Source organism: Roseovarius salinarum (genome assembly GCF_002834145.1).
Taxonomy (GTDB): domain Bacteria; phylum Pseudomonadota; class Alphaproteobacteria; order Rhodobacterales; family Rhodobacteraceae; genus Roseovarius; species Roseovarius salinarum.
This window is the reverse complement of record NZ_PHNT01000008.1, coordinates 1-19,107: the sequence shown is the minus strand read 5'-3', so window position 1 is coordinate 19,107 and position 19,107 is coordinate 1. Positions and strand designations below refer to the sequence as shown.

Below are 19,107 nucleotides of genomic sequence, written 5' to 3'. Positions count from 1 at the left end.
AGACGGCCCGAGCGCCGCCTGCGCGCCCGGGTGGCTGTCCGCCGGCGGGGAAGTTCCCCGCCGGCCCGCGGGTTCACTTGAGCCGCTCGAAGACGACGATGTCGGCGGCCGAGTGCTTCTGGTGGTAGAAGAACCCCTGCCGGTGCATGCCCTCGAAGGTCCGGCGGATGCCCTCGCCGCCGTAGACGCGGGTGTGCAGCTCCATCATCACGTGCCTGACCCCGCTCAGGTCCGAACTGCCGAAAAGGTCCGCCTCGCCGCCCTCGATGTCGCAGGCGATCACGTCCGGGCGGTGCTCCGCGACAAGCTCGGAAAGACGCACCGCCGGCACGTCGCAGACCGGCCCGTCGTGCCCGTCGGGTCGTGCCAGCGACGACGACCAGAACGGGTCGGTGACATAGAACGGAAGCGTGCCGCCCGGCGGCGCGGGCGCATCCCCGGGCAGCGCCACCGCGTTGATCACCTGCGCCGTGCCGATGCCGTTGGCGGCATGCACGCGCCGGGTGTAGTCGCACAGCCGCGGGTTCGCCTCGACGCAGGCGACATGCCCGGCGCCGCAGTGTTTCACGGCGTGGCTCGACAGCATGCCGATGCCGCTGCCCAGCTCCAGCAGCCGCGCGCCGGGCTTGAGAAAGCGGCGCAGCGTTTCAAGTTCGCCCGCCTCGTAGGTGGCGCGCTCGAGCTTGCGCGCGATCCGCGGGGTCAGGACCTCGGGATCGCGGGGAAAATCGACGCCGCGCGAGGTGAGCGGCGTGTCGTCGTCAGCCATGAAACGCTCCTGCCGGGAGGACGGGTGACGAGCATGCTACCCGCGCGCGCGCTGAGCGGCAAGCCGCCGGCGAGGCGCTGGGCTTCGCCACAAGCACATGCTATCCGCGCGCTGTCCGCGCGCGGCGTGGCAACCTTGGCCGACGCCGGTCCTTGCCGCGGCGCGCTGCGGCGGGCATTGTGCGCGCAGCGCGGTTGAAATCGTCGGGGCCTTGCCCCACGTTAACAACCCGGAAACGGAGAGGAACGGGTTGCCGAATTGCGGGGCCCGCACCCTTTGCCAAGAACAGGAAGCGAGCATGCAAGACCCTCAGAATACCTCCTATCCCGTGCTGCCGCTGCGCGACATCGTGGTCTTTCCCCACATGATCGTGCCGCTTTTCGTGGGCCGGGAGAAATCCGTCCGCGCCCTCGAGGAGGTGATGGCGGACGACAAGCAGATCCTTCTGTCCAGCCAGATCGACGCGAGCGTCGACGAGCCGACCGCCGACGGCATCTACCGCACCGGCGTGCTGGCGAACGTTCTGCAACTGCTCAAGCTGCCCGACGGGACCGTGAAGGTCCTCGTCGAGGGCGTGTCGCGCGTCAAGATCACCGAATACCTCGACAACGAGGAATTCTTCGAGGCCCGCGCGGAACCCGTCCACGAGATCCCCGGCGACGCCGCCACCATCGAGGCGCTGCTTCGCACGGTCTCGGACGAGTTCGAGCGCTACGCCAAGGTCAAGAAGAACATTCCCGAGGAGGCGCTGACGGCCGTGTCGGAATCCGACGAGCCGGCCAAGCTGGCCGACCTCGTGGCGGGCCACCTCGGCATCGAGGTCGCCCAGAAGCAGGAGCTTCTGGAGACGCTGAGCGTGAGCGAGCGGCTCGAGAAGGTCTATGGCCTGATGCAGGGCGAGATGAGCGTCCTGCAGGTCGAGAAGAAGATCAAGACCCGCGTGAAGTCGCAGATGGAGAAGACCCAGCGCGAGTACTACCTGAATGAGCAGATGAAGGCCATTCAGAAGGAGCTGGGCGACGGCGACGACGGCGAGGGCGAGGTCGCCGAGCTGGAACAGCGGATCGCCGACACCAAGCTGTCGAAGGAAGCGCGCGAGAAGGCCGAGGCCGAGCTCAAGAAGCTCAAGAACATGAGCCCGATGAGCGCCGAGGCCACCGTGGTGCGCAACTACCTCGACTGGATCCTGTCGATCCCGTGGGGCAAGAAGAGCCGCGTCAAGAAGGATCTGAGCCGCGCCCAGAAGGTGCTGGACGACGACCACTACGGTCTCGAGAAGGTCAAGGAGCGGATCGTCGAGTATCTTGCCGTGCAGCAGCGTAGCAAGAAGCTCAAGGGGCCGATCCTGTGCCTCGTCGGTCCGCCGGGCGTGGGCAAGACGTCGCTGGGCGAATCCGTGGCCAAGGCGACCGGGCGCGAGTTCATCCGCATCAGCCTGGGCGGGGTGCGCGACGAGAGCGAGATCCGCGGCCATCGCCGCACCTACATCGGCTCGATGCCGGGCAAGATCATCCAGTCGCTCAAGAAGGCCAAGACGACCAACCCGCTGATCCTGCTCGACGAGATCGACAAGATGGGGCAGGATTTCCGCGGCGACCCGGCGAGCGCGATGCTCGAGGTGCTGGACCCGGAACAGAACTCGACCTTCGTCGACCACTATCTCGAGGTCGAATACGACCTGAGCAACGTGATGTTCCTGACCACGGCCAACAGCTACACGATGCCCGAGCCGCTGAAGGACCGGATGGAGATCATCCCGCTGGCGGGCTACACCGAGGACGAGAAGCTCGAGATCGCCAAGCAGCACCTTGTGCCCAAGCAGATCAAGAACCACGGCCTCAAGAAGGGCGAGTTCGAACTGACCGACGAGGCGCTGACCGCGATCATCCGCACCTACACCCGAGAGGCGGGCGTGCGGAACCTCGAGCGCGAGATCGCCAAGGTGGCGCGCAAGGCGGTCACCCAGATCGTCCGCAAGCAGGCCGAAAGCGTGACCGTCACCGAGGAGAACCTTTCGGATTTCCTTGGCGTGAAGAAGTTCAAGTACGGTCTGGCCGAGGAAGAGGACCAGGTCGGTGTCGTGACCGGGCTGGCCTACACCAGCGTGGGCGGCGAGCTTCTCAACATCGAGGCGCTGCGCCTGCCGGGCAAGGGCCGGATGAAGACGACCGGCACGCTGGGCGACGTGATGAAGGAATCCATCGACGCCGCCAGTTCCTACGTCCGGTCGATCGCGCCCGAGATCGGCGTGAAGCCGCCGCGCTTCGAGAAGTGGGATATCCACGTCCACGTCCCCGAGGGCGCCACGCCCAAGGACGGGCCGAGCGCCGGGCTGGCGATGGTCACCTCCATCGTGTCGGTGCTGACCGGCATCCCGGTGCGCAAGGATATCGCCATGACCGGCGAGGTCACGCTGCGGGGCAACGCGCTGTCCATCGGCGGGCTGAAGGAAAAGCTCCTGGCGGCGATGCGGGGCGGCATCAAGACGGTGCTGATCCCGCAGGAGAACGAGAAAGACCTCAAGGAGATCCCCGACAACGTCAAGGAGGGGCTCACGATCATTCCCGTCTCCCACGTCCGCGACGTGCTTGACCACGCGCTGACGCGGCAGCCCGAGCCGGTCGAGTGGGACGAGGCCGACGAGGCCGCCGCCGCCGAGGCCGCGCTCAAGGCCGACGCGGAAACCGCCGCCGCCACCACGCACTGACGGCGGGCCGCGCAGACCGGAAAAGAGATGGGGCCGCGCGGGTTGCCGCGCGGCCCGATTGTTGTCACGGCATCGCAACCCGATCGCCGTGATTGCATATCCAAGGTTGCGGGTTGCGCCGCGAACCGGAAAGCAGCGCGCCGCCACCCAACGCGCGTTGGAACGTTTCCCTCTACTGCGCCGCGATCAGCAGGGCGAGAAGCAGAATGGGGATCATGATGGGGCCTTGACCGCGGATGTCCGAGCCGTCGCCGTGACGATCGTCTCGGCCGGAGTCACGCTGTCGTCACCGCTGATGCCGCCGCCGCGCGTAACGGCCGGCGTCGCGCTTGCCAGTGCGACGATCGACGATCAAGGTTGCCTCGAAGGTCGTATTTTCATGCGATCTCCCCATTCGGTTGCACACCCCGAACACCGCACGCACTGCGGGAACCGCGCGGACATCCGCCGCGCCGGCGCCATGCATTCGTAGGGCAACTTGGCTGAACCCGGACTCAGGGGGCTGCCGCCTGCAAATGCAGGGGCAGCGATAAGATCACACCACGGATCAGATGCCGGTGGAGCCCAGCGCGATGATGGTGATGAGCGTCAGCCATTTCATTGCGTTCTGCGTGGCCTCGCTGTCGTCGCGGGTCTGTTCCTCGATGACGGCGGGTTCGACCTCGGGCACGACGACCGGGTCGCTCATCCCTCCGGCAGAGGCGGCCCCGGCCGACAGGGTGGCAATGCAGGCGTATGCGGCAAATGTCTTTTTCACGACTGTCCCCCTTAGAATGGCAGCTAGGGATTTCTAGCGGCGCATCTTTCGCCGCGTCAACGCATGTCTGGCCCGGGGCCGGTCTTGTCGTTATAGTGTTGCCGAGCAGCAATGAAATGAGGCAGTCAATGGCATCGACCCGCAAGACATCCACAGCCGGCGCGACCGGAACGACCAAGGCCAAGCGCACGAGCGGCCGTGGCAGCAGCGCCGCGCCGCGCAAATCCGGCGCGACGAAGGCCGCGCAGGCCGGTCCGGGTGACCCCGGCGCACTCAAGGCCGCATCGCCTGCCGCTCCGGCCAGGCTTTCGGTGGTATCCGACCGTGATGTTGCCGCCGCTGAAGCGGGGCAACTCAAGAAGCCCGAGTTGATCGAGGCGGTGGTCGCGCGCTCGAACGTGAGGAAGAAATTCGCGAAACCGGTCATCGAGGCGATGATGGAGGTGTTGGGCGAGGCCATCGCACAGGAGCGCGAACTCAATCTCGAGCCGCTCGGGAAGGTGAAATACAACCGCGCGAAGGAGGACGAGAAGGCGCGCGTCCTGCACACGCGGATCCGCCAGAACAAGCCGGCGGCCCCGGCCCGCGAAAGTGGCAAAGAGACGCTTGCGGAGCGCGACGAGGAAAGCTAAATACCCCGTCGGCGGGTGATTAGCTCAGTGGTAGAGCGCTTCGTTCACATCGAAGATGTCAGAAGTTCGAATCTTCTATCACCCACCACCGGATTCCACGGGGCGCGGCCAAGGGGCCGCGCCCCTTTCGGTTCCGGTCAGTCTTCGAGGATATTCAGCGCCATGAGGTATTTCTGCACCCCGTCGGCCACCAGAACGCCGTCCTGGTTGTGGATCGTGACCGCGAGTTCCATCACGCCGGTCGTCCGGCCGGGCGTCAACGCCGTTATCTCGAACGCAGGGTAAAGCGTGTCGCCGCAATGGACGGGCGCGCGGAACCGGCTGGACTGCTCGATAAACCCGATCAGCGCGTCGCCCATCTGGTGGGCCAGCGGGCTGGCGCCGATCGCCGCCTGGATCAGGGTCTGGTATCCGTGTGCCATCAGATCGCGATGGCCGCGGCGCGCGAGGTAGGCGCGGTCGTAGTGAATCGGGTGGTTGTCGCCGCTGGCGGCCTGGAAGGCGGCGAAGACGCCTTCGGTCATCGTGCGCGAGGGCGCGCGGAACACCTCGCCCACGGCGAAATCCTCGAAGGCGCGGACGGGGTGGCTCCAGTGTGTTTGCGGGTCGAATGTCACCTCGTGCATCCTCCGGGTGCTCCGGGTGTATCAGGCCCCGCCGCGCGCACCTTGTCAATCTTGCGCGCGCCGGGCCGCTTGGCTATGCCGGGCCGGCACCGGCGCAGAAAGGGGCCGTGTCATGGTCAGCCGCAGCTTCCCGCCGCTTTACGTCCTGCGCCACGGCGAAACCGAGTGGAACGCCGAGGGGCGGCTGCAGGGTGCGTTCGACTCCCCCCTGACCGCCACGGGGCGCGCGCAGGGCGCCCGGCAGGGCGCGATCCTCAAGGCCGTCGGCGTCAGGGCGGCCACGCATGATTTCCTGACCAGCCCGCAGGGCCGGGCCCGCGCGACGGCGACCCTTGCCCTGGCGCCGCTGGGCGCCGAGGCGCGGGCGGACCCGGCGCTGGCCGAGATCGGCATCGGCGATTTCGCCGGCCGCCTGCGCGCGGATCTGCGCGCGGAGTTTCCCGAGGTCTTTTCCGGCGACCACCACCTCGACTGGTATTTCCGCGTGCCGGGCGGTGAGACCTTCGCCGATGTGCGGGCGCGCGCGGCGGCATTGCTGGCCCGTCTGGACCGGCCGACCGTGCTGGTCACCCACGGCATCACGTCGCGGTTCATCCGCGGGGTCGCGCTTGGGCTGGAGGGGCGCGCGCTGCTCGACCTGCCGGGCGGGCAGGGCGTGGTCCACCTGATCGAGGACGGGCGCGCACGGGTGCTCGACGGGTCCGGTCCGGCCGGCTGAGACCCTTGCGCGGGCGCGCGCGCTTGGCTAAGACGCGCGCCACGGGTGATTAGCTCAGCTGGTAGAGCGCTTCGTTTACACCGAAGATGTCGGAGGTTCGAATCCTTCATCACCCACCAGCGCCCCGCGCGCCGGCAGGCGTCAGTGCGTGGGCGTCATCTTCTTCAGTTGCTCCAGCCAGGCCTCGCCGCCCAACCCCAGCAGGATCAGCGCGGGCAACACCACCAGGAACCCCACGACGATCAGCATCGACGGCACGAACCCCTTGAACATGCTCACCTCCTTTTCCGTTGCAGGGATGACATGGCGCGCCCGCGCGCCTTGGCAAACCGCAGCCGCCCGCTGCGCCCGTTTGCCGCAAGCGGGGGGCAGGGACGCGGCGCGCGACGGCGTCCGCGCGGGCCCCGGTGCGCGCCCGTCCGGCCGCGCGGATCGGGGGGCGAAATAATGTGAATTTGCCCATTGACGACACCCGTGGGCTGGCGTATCAGACCCGCCACGCGCGGTTGTAGCTCAGTTGGTTAGAGTGCCGGCCTGTCACGCCGGAGGTCGCGGGTTCGAGCCCCGTCAACCGCGCCACTTCCCCTTCCGATCAGCCGATCCCGCGGGCAACCACCCCGGCCGCGGCACCGCGCGCGCGGCGGCCCAAGCCCTTCGTTTCACTGCATTTTCGCGCGTCGGCCCGGTGTCGGCGCAACGTCGGTATCGCGTCGGTGCCCCGACCGGCGCCGCGCCCGCGTGACCCGTCGGGCGGGATGCATCCCGCGTGGCCGTGCCGGGCCGGGCGGCGCCGGGCTGAAGCCCGGCTTGCCGGTCACTTCAAAGCCTCGATCGCCCTCAACAGCCCCTGAACGAACGTGTGGTTGGTCCCCAGGAAATAGACGGTGCCGCTCAGGATGCCGGTATGGATCAGCGGACCCGCCTGTTTCCCGATGGAGGTGCCGGCGGCCACCCGCAGGCTGGGCCAGAAGCCGGTCGTGTTGGCCAGCGCCTCGGCGGCCTCGCGGGCGGACTCGGCATCGGCGAGCTGCGCGGTCAGGGTCTGGACCCGCTCCTCAAGCTGAGCGATGCGCGCGGTGAGTTCGGCCTCGCGATCGGGGTTGTCGGGGCCGATGGGGGCCGCGGCCAGCCGGTCGAGCACCTGCGCCACGTCGAGCATTGTCTGCAGCACCGGGGGCAGCTTGTTGCCGTCGCTCGCGGGCACCTCTCGCAGGGCGTGGCGGATCTGGCTGGCGGTGGTTTCGGCGGTGACCTGCGAGGTGGCGGCGTGGTCCAGCAGGAAGGCGATCTGCGCCTGCGCGGTTTTCACCACGGCGCCCGTATCGCCACCGCGCAGGGGGCCTGACGGGATGTCCCACGGCAGCGGGTCGGGCCAGGGCGGCAGGGTCTTGAGATAGGCCAAGGTTTCGCGGGTGCGGTCCTGAGCGTTCTTGATCTGCGACAGGCGGCTCAGCTCGGGCGTGGCGCGGGCGGCGGGGGCGTGGTCGAACCGCAGGCCACCCGGTTGATTGTCTCCGAGCCGTGGCAGATCGGCGATCGGGCGCAGGTCGGCGACCCGTGTTTGGCGGAGGTCGAGTCCCTGCAGGTTTTCGAGGTTGGTTAGGGCGGCGATGTCGGCGACCCGTGTCTCTCGGAGGCTGAGCCCCTGCAGGTTTTCGACGCCGGTCAGGGGCGCGAGGTCGGCGACCTGTGTCGCGGAGAGGTCAAGCCCCTGCAGCTTTCCGAGGCCCTGCAGGGGGGTGATGTCGGCGATCTTTGTGTTTTCGAGGTCCAGAACCCTCAACCAGTGCAGGTGGCCGATCTCGGGCGGCAGGCGGTCGAGGGCGCGAAAGTCCTTGCTGTCAAAATCCAGCTTGTCATCGCCACGCTCCCGCGCCTTGGCGATCCGCCTTTCCGCGCCCTGGTAGGCCTCGTCCGCGTCGCTCATCTTTCCCTCCTGCCGTCGTCCGCAGGGTGGGCCGGGGTGCGCGGGGGGTGCAAGCCCCGGGATGGCGCGCGGTCAGCCTAAGAAGGTGGCGAGCGCCCGCGCCGTGGCCCGCGGCGCGGTGTCGGGAAAGAAGTGCCCGCCGGGGATCGCCGCGGGCGCCATCGCGTCGCACTTGCCGGCCCATGTCGCTGGCACGTCGTAGTGCCGCGCCATCGCGCCGTCGGCGCCGTAAAGCACCAGGGCGGGGCAGGCCACGCGCGCGCCGAGGTCGGCGGCGTCATCGGCGAAATCATGGGTCAGCGCGGCGCGGTAATCCGCACACATCCCCCGGATCGTGTCGGGGTCGCGCCAAGCCGCGCGGTAGGCGGCCAGCTGACCGTCGTCGAAATCCGCCAGCCGCGCGCCGCCCCAGCCCAGCAGGCAGGTCTCGAAGAACATGTCGGGGTCGTGGCCGATCATGGTCTCGGGGAAGGGCGCGGGCTGGGCCAGGAAGAACCAGTGCCAGTAGGCCGCCGCGACCTCGGCGCGCAACTCGGCCAGCAGGGTGTGCGTGGGCACGATGTCCATCACCGCCAGCCGCGTGACGCGCCCCGGCGCATCCAGCGCGAGCCGGTGCGCCACGCGCCCGCCGCGGTCGTGGCCGGCCAGGGCGAAGCGGTCGTGGCCCAGCCGCGTCATCAGCGCGGCCACGTCGCGGCCCATCTCGCGGAAGCTGTAGCCGGCGGTGCCCGCGGGCTTGCCGCTGGCGCCGTAGCCGCGCAGGTCGGGGCAGATCACCCGGTGCGTGCCCGCCAGCGCGGGGGCGATGGCGCCCCACATCGCGCGGGTCTGCGGAAACCCGTGCAGCAGCACCAGCGGCGGGCCCGCGCCGCCGGCGGAAAACGCGACCTCGATGCCGTTCACGTGCGCGGTGTGGTCGCTGAAACCGGGGATCGTCATGCCCGCGTCAGCGCCCCAGCGCGTGCAGGATGCGCGCCCAGCTGCGCGTGCCCTTGTGGAAGCTTTCGAGGTCGTATTTCTCGTTCGGGCTGTGGATCGCGTCGTCGTCGCGGCCGAAGCCGATGAGCATGGCGTCGGTGCCCAGGATCTGCTTGAAATGGCCGGCGATGGGGATCGAGCCGCCACAACCGACATAGGCTGCCGGGTCCTCCCATTCCTCCGACAGCGCGGTGCGCGCGGCCTCGAAGGCGGGGTCGTCGGTGGACATCACCGAGGCGCTGCTCGCCCCGTGGCCGGTGAAGGCGACGCTGCAGTCGGGCGGCATCTGCGCGCGCACGTGCTCGCGGAACGCCTCGCGCAGTTGGTGGGGATCCTGCCCCTGCACAAGGCGGAAGCTGATCTTGGCGCTGGCCCTTGCGGGCAGGACGGTCTTGAAGCCCGCGCCGGTGTAGCCGCCGTGGATGCCGTTGATCTCGCAGGTCGGGCGCGACCAGATCATCTCGAGCGGGGTGCGGTCGGATTCGCCCGCCGGCACGCCGAGGCCGGCGTCGGCCAGAAAGCCCGCGCTGTCGAAATCCAGCGCGTCCCACTGCGCGCGCACGGACTCGGGAAGCTCCGGGATGCCGTCGTAGAAGCCGGGCACCGTCACGCGGCCCTGGGCGTCATGCAGCCCCGCAAGCACCTTCGCGAGCACGCGGATCGGGTTCATCGCCAGCCCTCCGTAGAAGCCCGAGTGCAGGTCGCGGTCGGGGCCGGTGACGGTCATCTCCTCGCCCAGAAGGCCGCGCAGCATGGTCACGATGGCCGGCGTGCGCGACTGGAACAGGGTGGTGTCACAGATCAGCGCGATGTCCGAGCGCAGCATATCGGCGTGCGATTCCATGAACGGCACCAGGCTGGGCGAGCCCGATTCCTCCTCGCCCTCGAAAAAGAAGGTGACGGCGCAGGGCAGGGCGCCCGTTTCGGCGATGCAGGCGCGGCAGGCCTCGACGAAGGTCATGAGCTGGCCCTTGTCGTCGGAGGCCCCCCGCCCGCGGATCACGCGGCCCCCGGGCGTGTCCTCGACCGCCGGGTCGAAGGGGTCGCGATCCCATTCCTCCAGCGGGTCCACCGGCTGCACGTCGTAATGGCCGTAGAACAGGACGTGCGGCCCGTTGCCCGGCAGGTGGCCCACGACCATCGGGTGGCCCGGCGTTTCGTGTTTCTCCGCGCGCGCGCCCAGCTTTTCAAGGTCGGCCACCAGCCAGTCGGCGGCGGCCTGGCAGTCGTCCGCGTGGGCCGGGTCGGTGGAGACGGAGGGGATGCGCATCAGGTCGAGCAGCCGCTCCGTCGCGGCGTCGAGATCGTCGTCTATGCGACCGAGAACGGCGTCCAGGGACATGCAGCGGCCCTTTGTCTGCTTGATGATCGGCCGACCCTAGCAGCCGGTCCGGCGGTTTCCAATGGCTTGACACAAGTCAAGGTTCCGGGGGGCGGCAATTTGTAGCCTGTTGCGTGACGGTGGCGCGTTCTATTACGTTCCGTGAATATGTGGCGTGCCAAGCGCCCGAATCCGCCACCAGCGGGTCAAGAAGATGGAGGGGAAGCCAGTGGACTACACTGCGAAACTGGATGAAGCGATCGAAAGGCTGCACGAGGAGGGCCGTTACCGCACCTTCATCGACATCGAGCGCCGCAAGGGCAACTTTCCGCATGCGCGGTGGCGCCGGCCCGACGGGACGGAGCAGCCGATCACCGTGTGGTGCGGCAATGACTACCTGGGAATGGGCCAGCACCCCGTGGTCCTGGACGCGATGCACGAGGCCGTCGACGCCACCGGCGCGGGCTCGGGCGGCACCCGGAACATTTCGGGCACGACCATCTATCACAAGCGGCTGGAGGCCGAACTGGCCGACCTGCATGGCAAGGAAGCGGCGCTGCTGTTCACCTCGGCCTACATTGCCAACGACGCCACACTCAGCACGCTGCCCAAGCTGTTTCCCGGCCTCATCATATATTCCGACGAACTCAACCACGCCTCCATGATCGAGGGTGTGCGCCGCAACGGGGGCGCCAAGCGGATCTTCCGCCACAACGACGTCGAGCACCTGCGCGAACTGCTGGCCGCCGACGATCCGGACGCGCCCAAGCTGATCGCCTTCGAATCCGTCTATTCCATGGACGGCGATTTCGGCCCGGTCGAGGCGATCTGCGACCTGGCCGACGAGTTCGGCGCGCTGACCTACATCGACGAGGTGCACGCGGTGGGCATGTACGGACCCCGCGGCGCGGGCGTGGCCGAACGCGACCGGCTGATGCACCGCATCGACATCATCAACGGCACCCTGGCCAAGGCCTATGGCGTGATGGGCGGTTACATCGCCTCCAGTGCCAGGATGTGCGACGCCGTGCGCTCCTACGCGCCGGGCTTCATCTTCACGACCTCGCTTCCGCCGGCGGTCGCGGCCGGCGCGGCGGCCAGCGTCGCGCACCTCAAGCGCGACCACGCGCTGCGCGAGAAGCACCAGACGCAGGCGAAGATCCTCAAGACCCGCCTGAAGGGCATGGGGCTGCCGCTGATCGATCACGGCAGCCACATCGTGCCGGTGATCGTGGGTGACCCGGTCCATACCAAGCAGCTGTCGGACATGCTGCTCGAGGGCTACGGCATCTACGTCCAGCCGATCAACTTCCCCACCGTCCCGCGCGGCACCGAGCGTCTGCGGTTCACGCCGTCGCCGGTGCATGGCCCGGATGAAATGGATACGCTGATACACGCGATGGACGAGCTTTGGAGCCAATGTGCTCTGAATCGTGCCGAAATGACCGGCTGATCCGCACTGCCATTCAAAAAATCTTGCGATGTGCTAACTTCGCCGAAACAAAAGTCTGGGCGTCGAATCACACATGCTGTAGGATTTGACAAAAAAGAGGCAGGCAGAGCGGAATGACGGGGCGGATCGAATGATAGGCCGGCGTTCAACGCGAGAGGCGAAAAGCGAAGCGACCGAGCCGACGTGGTTTGACGACTACGACCTGCGGCTCGGGGACCTGATGCGCGGCGAACGCGCGACGATGGGCAAATCCCTTCTCGAGGTCGAAAGGGAACTGCGCATTCGCGCGACGCACCTGGCCGCGATCGAACGATGCGATCCCGATGCTTTCGACACGCCCGGTTTCATTCCCGGCTACGTGCGGTCCTACGCGCGGTACCTGGGCATGGACCCCGAAGCGGCCTTCGCGTCCTTCTGCGAGGAAAGCGGTTTCACCACCACGCACGGCATGGCGGCCGAGGCCTCGGCCCGCCGCAAGTCCGAACAGCCGGTGGCCGGGCCGGTGCGCAGCGATGATCCGCTGGTGGCGCCGAACACGCCGTTCGCGCCGACGCCGGAGAACCCGCTGTCGCGCATCGAACCCGGCGCGATCGGCTCGGCGGCCGTGCTGCTGGCGCTGATCGCGGCGCTCGGATACGGCGGCTGGAACGTCCTGGCCGAGGTCCAGCGCGTCCAGTTCGCACCGGTCGAGAACACCCCCGAGGTGCTGGCCGATCTCGATCCGCTGGCCGGGGCGGAAACTAAGGCCGCGGGTGGCGGTGATCGTGACGGCAGCGGCTCGGGAACGACCCGGCAAGAGGTGGCCGGCAGTTTCCAGGCGCCGCGCCGCGACGAGGCGCTGGACCGGCTGTACCGGCCCAAGGCGCTCGACGTGCCCGTCATGACGGCGCGCGACGCGCCGATTTCGACGCTGGACCCGCAGAAGGTCGGCGCGCTCAGCGAGGAGTCCGTCCGGACGGCGGCCGTGGACGACCGCGTGCCGCCGCGGCCCGAGCCGGCCGCCGAAGAGGAAACCCAGGCGCCGCAGGTGCTCGAGGATCCGGCGCCCCAAGTGACCATGGTCGCGGTGCGCCCGGCGTGGGTGCGCGTGCGCGGGGCCGACGGCAGCGTTATCTTCGAAGGCATCCTGAACGCGGGCGACACCTACAAGGTGCCGAGCTCCGAGGAGCCGGCGAAGCTGCGGGCGGGAGAATCCGGCGCGATCTATTTCGCCGTCGATGGCAAGCACTACGGCCCCGCCGGCCCGGACGGGGCGGTGACCTCGGATCTGGCCCTGACGGCCGACGCGCTGACCGACACCTACGACGTGGCGGACCTTGACCAGGACGAGGACCTGTCACGCTACGTGGCCGAGGCCGTGGCCCAGTCCGTGGGGCAGCGCCAGGGCAACTGAGGCGGACACGCATTGCCCGACGGGCCGAGGTGGCCTATCTGTGCGACGAGTGCAAATTCCAATCCGTTCACAAGGGGGCGCAGGATGCCGGTGAACCCCGTACGCCCTTGGCGCAACATCTATCGCCGCAAGAGCCGCCAGATACACGTGGGCAATGTGCCCGTGGGCGGCGACGCGCCGATCAGCGTGCAGACCATGACCAACACCGAGACCACGGACGTGGCCGGAACCGTGGCGCAGGTGCAGGCCGCGGCCGAGGCCGGTGCGGATATCGTGCGCGTGTCGGTGCCCGACGAGGCAAGTTCGCGCGCCCTGCGCGAGATCGTGCCGGAAAGCCCCGTGCCGATCGTCGCCGACATCCATTTCCATTACCGCCGCGGGATCGAGGCCGCCGAGGCCGGCGCGGCCTGCCTGCGCATCAACCCCGGCAACATCGGCAGCGAGGCACGGGTGCGCGAGGTGATCGCGGCCGCGCGGGATCATGGCTGCTCGATGCGCATCGGCGTGAACGCGGGCAGCCTTGAAAAGTACCTGCTGGAAAAATACGGCGAACCGTGCCCCGAGGCGATGGTGGAATCCGGGCTTGAGCATATCCGCATCCTCGAGGACAACGATTTCCACGAGTTCAAGATTTCCGTGAAGGCGTCGGACGTCTTCCTTGCCGCGGCCGCCTACCAGGGGATCGCCGAGGCCACCGACGCGCCCATCCATCTCGGCATAACCGAGGCCGGCGGGCTGACCGCCGGCACCATCAAGTCGGCCATCGGGCTGGGCAACCTGCTGTGGATGGGCATCGGCGACACGCTGCGGGTATCGCTTTCGGCCGATCCGGTGGAAGAGGTCAAGGTCGGCTACGAGATCCTCAAGGCGCTGGGTCTGCGCCACCGCGGCGTGAACATCATCTCGTGCCCGTCCTGCGCGCGCCAGGGCTTCGACGTCATCAAGACGGTCGAAACGCTCGAGGCGCGGCTGGAGCACATCAAGACGCCGATGAGCCTGTCGATCATCGGCTGCGTGGTGAACGGCCCCGGCGAGGCGCTGATGACCGACGTGGGCTTTACCGGCGGCGGCGCGGGGTCCGGCATGGTCTACCTCGCGGGCAAGGCCAGCCACAAGATGTCCAACGACGAGATGATCGATCACATCGTCGAGGAAGTGGAGAAGCGCGCCGCCGAGATCGAGGCGGGCGAAGCCGAACGCCCGGCTGCGGAGTGATGCCCCGCCGCCCGCTCCGGCCGGGACGCCGGGATGCCTCCGGCGGGAGTATTTGAGGCAAGATGAAGGTGTGGCGTCAGTCGTCGAGGTAACGGCGCAGGACGACCTTCGGGATGTGGCCGCGCAGCATCATGTCCGGCAGAACGTAGCTCGGCGCGGTATCGAGACCGAGGTCGCGCGCAAGATCGGCATTGGCCTCCATGTCCAGCACGGTGACGCGCAGCGGCCGCGCCCGCGCCATCGCGCGCAGGTCAGCCTCGGCGCGCGCGCAGGCGGGGCAGTCCTTTCGCGTGAACAACGCGATGCGCCGCGCGGCGTCCGCCGGGCCGAATCCGGGCAGGCCGGCACCGAACAGCCTGTCGCGCCGCTCCGAGATGGCGCCGAGGTCGCGCGCGATTTCCTCGGCGTAGATCTCTTCGGCCCGCGGCGGTTGCGGCGGATCGAGTGCCCGGCTGGCCGGCCGCGCCAGCCCCGGCTCGTCCAGCAGAAGCGCGCGTATCTCGGCGTGCAGCGCGGCGCGTTCGGCCGCGTCCAGGTCCGAGAAGCTGGACTGCGCGCCCGCCGCGCCGGCGGCCAGAACCGACGCGGCGACCGGTATCAAGAGGCGCCGCGCCGTCATCATGTCAGTCGTCCGCGCGGATCTCGTCGGCGATCTGCATCATCTGCTCCAGCGGAACGTAGCCGCGCAGCATCCGGTCCTCCATGATGAAGGTCGGCGTGCCGCTGATGCTGAGCTTGCGTGCCAGCGCGTGGTTTTGCGCGATCACGTCGGTCACGGCGTCGGTGTTCATGTGTGCCATGATCGGTGCCGGGTCGAGATCCAGCCCTTTCGCGATGCGGCGCAGCGCCGGCTCCCCGATCTCCCCCTTGAAGGACATCAGCGAGTCGTGCACCGCCTTGTAGGCCGCGTCGCCGACCGTCTGCTTGACCGCGATGGCGAAACGCGACGACAGCACCGAACCCTCGCCGAGGATCGGGAACTCCTTGATGATGAAGCGGATGTCGCCGTCGGTCTCGATCAGGCTCTCGACCTCGGGGAAGGCGCGGCGGCAGTAACCGCACTCGTAATCCATGAACTCCACCAGCGTGACGTCACCGTCCGGGTTGCCGCCGACCCAGGAATGGCCGTCGTCGAATACCGCCTCGGCGTTCTGCTTGATGAGCTTGGCGTCGTCCCGGGCGGCGCGCGCGGCCTGGCGCTCCTCCAGCACCTCGATGGCCTCCATGATGACTTCGGGGTTGTCGATCAGGTAGGCGCGGATCTCGGCACGCAGCGCCTTGCGCTCCTCCGAGGTCATGTCCGTCAGGTCGATGGCCTGCACGGGGGCGGCGAAGGCGAAAACCGCGGCGATCGCGGCGAGAAGGGGAATGCGTGTCATGCGGGGCATCTCCGTTGGTGGCGGGCTACTTGTCGGCCTTGGCCGTCTTGGCGGCAGAAAGCACATCCTGCGCGCGCTGCCAAGCGGTCGACCCGCGTGGCAGAAGGTCGGAGGCACGCTTGGCGTGCAGGGCGGCATCCTCGAGCCGGCCGCTCATGGCGTAGCGTTCGGCGGTCACGACCGACGCCTGGCCCTTGTTGCCGGCACGCGCGTGCGCCACGGCGAGATCGCGCAGCACCCGCGGGTCCTGCCCGTCGCGGGCGCGGGCACGCTCGAGCACCTGCAGGGCCTTGCCGGTGCGCCCCTGCGCAAGCAGCGCGCGGCCGTGCGCCCCCAGGATCAGCGCGTTGTCGGGGGCCAGCTCCACGGCGCGGCCATAGGCGGCGGCTGCCGCATCGAAACGCCGGCTTTCCATCAGGATCTGCCCCTTGAGTTCCAGCAAGAAGGCGTCATCGGGGCGCTGCGCGATCGCCGCGTCGATCGCGGGCAGGGCGCGGTCCAGTTGCGAGCGACGGTGCCAGGCGATGGCCTCGCGCATCTTGGCCACGTCCGCATAGCCGGATTCGCCGGCGCGGTTGAGCGTCCACTTGGGCGAGCGGATGAAGGCCGACAGCTTGTGCTTGGCGCGGGCGAACCAGTAGCGCGCCTGCGCGTCGGCCTTGCCGCCGTCGTCGGCATAGGTTTCCGCCAGCCGGTCCAGCACGCGGTAACGGTCGCGCGACAGCGGGTGCGTGCGGGCGTAGGGATCCTGCCGGCCGGGCATCAGCGCCTCCTGGCCGCGAAAGACATCCATGACCTCGACCATGCCGCGCGGGTCGACGTCGGCGCGCGCCAGAAAGCGCATCGCCGACCGGTCGGCCGAGCTTTCCTCGGCGCGCGTGTGCGAGAAGAAGACCCGGCGCGCGGTGTTCTGGGTGCCCAGCGCGATGCCGGCGGCGGCATCGGGGCTGCCGCTGATCGCGCCCGCCATGGCGGCCAGCGCCATCCCCAGCCCGGCGGCGGTGCGGGCGTTGCGCATGTTCACCGGGCGGCGGGCGAGATGGCCGTTGGTGATATGCGCGGCCTCGTGCGCGATCACGGCCTGCAGCATGGCGGGCGTGTCCATCTTCAGGATCAGCCCGGAGTGCAGGAAGATGTGGTCGCGGTCGATGACGAAGGCGTTCAGGCTGCGATCGTCGATCATCAGGATCTGCGTGCGCGTGGGGCTCAGCCCCGCCGCCTTCAGCACCGGTTCCGACAGGCGGTTCAGCGCATGCTCGATATCCGGGTCGCGCAGCAGCGACAGCGCGCGCGCGGGGTCGGCCAGCGCCACGGCCAGCAGGGCGCACAGCGCGGCAAGGCGGAAAAGCTTCATTGACGGCCTGCCTCGATCCGGGTGAAACGGGTCACGTGACGGCAGTCTAGGAACAAACGCATGCGAAACTCAACCCGCGGCCGTGTCGATCCCTTCATCGTGATGGACGTGATGGAAGCCGCCCGCCGCGCCGAGGACGCGGGCCGCCATGTCATCCACATGGAAGTGGGCCAGCCCGGCACGCCCGCGCCGGCCGGCGCCCGGCACGTCCTGGCCCGCGCGCTGGAGGAAAACGCGCTGGGCTATACCGTGGGCCTCGGCCTGCCGGCGTTGCGCGCGCGGATCGCGCGGCTTTACGGCGAATGGTACGACGTCGACCTGTCGCCCGAGCGCGTGGTGATCACGCCCGGCTCGTCGGGCGCCTTCATCCTGGCCTTCACGGCGCTGTTCGACGCGGGCCAGCGCGTGGGCATCGCCAGCCCCGGATATCCCAGTTACCGGCAGATCCTGCGCGCGCTCGACCTCGAGCCGGTGCTGTTGGAGGCGGCGGCGGAAAACCGCCTGCAGCCGGTGCCGGGCGATCTGGAGGGGCGGGCGCTCGATGGTCTGATGGTGGCCTCGCCGGCGAATCCCTCGGGCACCATGCTCGGGCGCGCGGGGCTGGCGGCGCTGATGGACGCCGCGCGGGCGGGCGGCGCCAGCTTCATCAGCGACGAGATCTACCACGGCATCGAGTACGAGGCGAAGGCCGTCACCGCGCTGGAGGTCAGCGACGACGCCTACGTCATCAATTCCTTCTCGAAGTACTTCTCGATGACCGGCTGGCGCGTGGGCTGGATGGTCGTGCCCGAGGACCACGTGCGCGTGATCGAGCGACTGGCGCAGAACATGTTCATCTGCGCTCCGCACGCCAGCCAGGTGGCCGCGCTGGCCGCGATGGACTGCACCGACGAACTGAACGCGAACCTCGCTGTCTATGCCGAGAACCGCCGCCTGATGCTCGAGGGGCTGCCGGCGGCGGGCTTCGACCGGATCGCGCCGCCGGATGGCGCCTTCTACGTCTACGCGCAGGTGGACCACCTGACCGACGACAGCCATGCTTTCGCCGCAGAGATCCTCGAGCAGGCGGGCGTCGCCGTCACGCCGGGCGTGGATTTCGACCCGGCCCGCGGTCGCGGGACGCTGCGGTTCTCCTATGCGCGCGCCACCGACGACATCCGCGAGGGGCTGACACGGCTCGAGCGCTTCATGAAGGACCGCCCGGCGCGCTGAGCGCAGCGGCAGATCCGCGTTCCGGCGCTTCATCTTGCCCGAAATACTCCCGCCGGAGGCATCCGCCGCGGGCCCCGGGATCCGGCGGCGACAGGGGGGCAGGACGATCGTGCAAAGCGCGCCCTTATCGTGTATCATCGCGGCAAAACGGGCCCGCGAGAACGGCAAACGGCAGGTGAGCAGGATGATCCGAAAGATTTGCGCCCTCGTGGCCGCCGTCGTGCTGAGCGGCGCGGCCGCGGCGCAGGAGTTTTCCGGGCTGGCGCGCCCGGATCCGGCGCAAAGCCGCATCGCGGCGGCGGGCGAGGGCGTGCGCATCGACCTCGCGCTCAGCCAGGGCGTGCCCTACCGCGTGTTCACCCTGGATCAGCCGCCGCGCCTCGTGCTCGATTTCCGCGAGGTCGACTGGCAGGGCCTCGACGCGTCCGCGCTGCTTGAAACCGACCGCGTGCGCGGCGCGCGCGTGGGCGTGTTCCGGCCCGGCTGGTCGCGCATGGTGCTGGACCTTGCCGGGCCCTATGCGCTTGACCGCAGCGGGCTGGATGTGGACGGGGAAACCGGACGGGCGCGTCTGCGGGTCACGCTGGACCCGGTCTCGGCCGGGGCCTTCGCGGCGGCCGCCGGCGCGCCGGACCTGCCCGGCTGGGCGCGGCCGGCACCGGCCGC

Annotated in this window: 19 protein-coding genes and 3 tRNA genes; 12 read left to right on the top strand and 10 right to left on the bottom strand. The window is 68.9% G+C overall.

The window, feature by feature from the left end:
* Positions 1-73: 73 nt before the first annotated feature.
* Positions 74-769 (bottom strand): FkbM family methyltransferase, encoded by a 696-nt coding sequence (locus CEF10_RS08995; protein ID WP_101067839.1) that lies wholly within the window; start codon positions 767-769, stop codon positions 74-76.
* A gap of 298 nt (positions 770-1,067) precedes the next feature.
* Here CEF10_RS08995 and lon point away from each other — a divergent pair, with 298 nt between their 5' ends.
* Entirely contained in the window at positions 1,068-3,476 is a 2,409-nt protein-coding gene (gene lon, locus CEF10_RS08990) for an endopeptidase La (protein ID WP_101067837.1), read from the top strand.
* A 226-nt stretch (positions 3,477-3,702) separates the two neighbouring features.
* The gene (locus CEF10_RS08985; RefSeq protein ID WP_232796452.1) at positions 3,703-3,948 is read left to right on the top strand and encodes a hypothetical protein; all 246 of its coding nucleotides are present in this window, start codon (positions 3,703-3,705) and stop codon (positions 3,946-3,948) included.
* A gap of 75 nt (positions 3,949-4,023) precedes the next feature.
* Here the strand turns inward: CEF10_RS08985 and CEF10_RS16870 are convergent, their stop codons facing one another.
* Complete coding sequence (locus CEF10_RS16870) at positions 4,024-4,233, bottom strand: hypothetical protein (protein ID WP_157932985.1); 210 nt, start codon at positions 4,231-4,233, stop codon at positions 4,024-4,026.
* 95 nt (positions 4,234-4,328) lie between these two features.
* On the opposite strand from CEF10_RS16870, the gene CEF10_RS08980 reads away from it, so the two are divergent.
* Both CEF10_RS08980 and CEF10_RS08975 read left to right on the top strand, forming a co-directional pair.
* A complete protein-coding gene (locus CEF10_RS08980; RefSeq protein WP_232796451.1) occupies positions 4,329-4,865 on the top strand; it encodes an HU family DNA-binding protein in 537 nt (178 codons plus the stop codon).
* A gap of 13 nt (positions 4,866-4,878) precedes the next feature.
* Positions 4,879-4,953 (top strand) — tRNA-Val (locus CEF10_RS08975).
* 49 nt (positions 4,954-5,002) lie between these two features.
* On the opposite strand, the gene CEF10_RS08970 is transcribed toward CEF10_RS08975, so the two are convergent.
* Positions 5,003-5,482: a MaoC family dehydratase gene (locus CEF10_RS08970; RefSeq protein ID WP_232796450.1), complete on the bottom strand. Its 480-nt coding sequence runs from the start codon at positions 5,480-5,482 to the stop codon at positions 5,003-5,005.
* A gap of 121 nt (positions 5,483-5,603) precedes the next feature.
* Between CEF10_RS08970 and CEF10_RS08965 the strand changes: the two genes are divergently transcribed.
* Together CEF10_RS08965 and CEF10_RS08960 are read left to right on the top strand one after the other, a co-directional pair.
* Entirely contained in the window at positions 5,604-6,209 is a 606-nt protein-coding gene (locus CEF10_RS08965; protein ID WP_101067828.1) for a histidine phosphatase family protein, read from the top strand.
* A gap of 43 nt (positions 6,210-6,252) precedes the next feature.
* A tRNA-Val gene (locus CEF10_RS08960) sits at positions 6,253-6,328 on the top strand.
* A 22-nt stretch (positions 6,329-6,350) separates the two neighbouring features.
* Here CEF10_RS08960 and CEF10_RS17185 read toward each other — a convergent pair.
* Positions 6,351-6,488, bottom strand: a complete 138-nt coding sequence (locus CEF10_RS17185) for a hypothetical protein (protein WP_232796449.1) — start codon at positions 6,486-6,488, stop codon at positions 6,351-6,353.
* A 223-nt stretch (positions 6,489-6,711) separates the two neighbouring features.
* Between CEF10_RS17185 and CEF10_RS08955 the strand changes: the two genes are divergently transcribed.
* A tRNA-Asp gene (locus CEF10_RS08955) sits at positions 6,712-6,788 on the top strand.
* Positions 6,789-7,023: 235 nt separating this feature from the next.
* On the opposite strand, the gene CEF10_RS08950 is transcribed toward CEF10_RS08955, so the two are convergent.
* The 3 genes from CEF10_RS08950 to CEF10_RS08940 all read right to left on the bottom strand — a co-directional run bounded on the left by CEF10_RS08950 (position 7,024) and on the right by CEF10_RS08940 (position 10,456).
* A complete protein-coding gene (locus CEF10_RS08950; RefSeq protein WP_101067820.1) occupies positions 7,024-8,136 on the bottom strand; it encodes a leucine-rich repeat domain-containing protein in 1,113 nt (370 codons plus the stop codon).
* A gap of 72 nt (positions 8,137-8,208) precedes the next feature.
* A complete protein-coding gene (locus CEF10_RS08945; RefSeq protein WP_101067812.1) occupies positions 8,209-9,075 on the bottom strand; it encodes an alpha/beta fold hydrolase in 867 nt (288 codons plus the stop codon).
* 7 nt (positions 9,076-9,082) lie between these two features.
* Positions 9,083-10,456: a M20/M25/M40 family metallo-hydrolase gene (locus CEF10_RS08940; protein ID WP_101067811.1), complete on the bottom strand. Its 1,374-nt coding sequence runs from the start codon at positions 10,454-10,456 to the stop codon at positions 9,083-9,085.
* A gap of 208 nt (positions 10,457-10,664) precedes the next feature.
* Between CEF10_RS08940 and hemA the strand changes: the two genes are divergently transcribed.
* From hemA to ispG, 3 genes are all read left to right on the top strand, one after another.
* Positions 10,665-11,888 (top strand): 5-aminolevulinate synthase, encoded by a 1,224-nt coding sequence (hemA, locus tag CEF10_RS08935; protein ID WP_101067805.1) that lies wholly within the window; start codon positions 10,665-10,667, stop codon positions 11,886-11,888.
* A 130-nt stretch (positions 11,889-12,018) separates the two neighbouring features.
* Positions 12,019-13,281 (top strand): helix-turn-helix domain-containing protein, encoded by a 1,263-nt coding sequence (locus tag CEF10_RS08930; RefSeq protein ID WP_101067804.1) that lies wholly within the window; start codon positions 12,019-12,021, stop codon positions 13,279-13,281.
* Between the two features lie 84 nt (positions 13,282-13,365).
* Positions 13,366-14,496 (top strand): flavodoxin-dependent (E)-4-hydroxy-3-methylbut-2-enyl-diphosphate synthase, encoded by a 1,131-nt coding sequence (ispG, locus tag CEF10_RS08925; protein WP_101067802.1) that lies wholly within the window; start codon positions 13,366-13,368, stop codon positions 14,494-14,496.
* A gap of 76 nt (positions 14,497-14,572) precedes the next feature.
* Here the strand turns inward: ispG and CEF10_RS08920 are convergent, their stop codons facing one another.
* From CEF10_RS08920 to CEF10_RS08910, 3 genes are read right to left on the bottom strand one after another with little or no spacing between them, the layout of a single operon-like run.
* Positions 14,573-15,115, bottom strand: a complete 543-nt coding sequence (locus CEF10_RS08920; protein WP_108723459.1) for a thioredoxin domain-containing protein — start codon at positions 15,113-15,115, stop codon at positions 14,573-14,575.
* A 4-nt stretch (positions 15,116-15,119) separates the two neighbouring features.
* A complete protein-coding gene (locus tag CEF10_RS08915) occupies positions 15,120-15,875 on the bottom strand; it encodes a DsbA family protein (RefSeq protein ID WP_101067801.1) in 756 nt (251 codons plus the stop codon).
* A 25-nt stretch (positions 15,876-15,900) separates the two neighbouring features.
* Positions 15,901-17,229, bottom strand: coding sequence for a M48 family metalloprotease (locus CEF10_RS08910; protein ID WP_101067800.1), 1,329 nt, complete (start codon positions 17,227-17,229; stop codon positions 15,901-15,903).
* 60 nt (positions 17,230-17,289) lie between these two features.
* Between CEF10_RS08910 and CEF10_RS08905 the strand changes: the two genes are divergently transcribed.
* Both CEF10_RS08905 and CEF10_RS08900 read left to right on the top strand, forming a co-directional pair.
* Positions 17,290-18,441, top strand: a complete 1,152-nt coding sequence (locus CEF10_RS08905; RefSeq protein WP_101067799.1) for a pyridoxal phosphate-dependent aminotransferase — start codon at positions 17,290-17,292, stop codon at positions 18,439-18,441.
* Positions 18,442-18,625: 184 nt separating this feature from the next.
* Positions 18,626-19,107: AMIN domain-containing protein (locus tag CEF10_RS08900; protein ID WP_157932984.1), on the top strand; the 482-nt coding region annotated here is incomplete at its 3' end.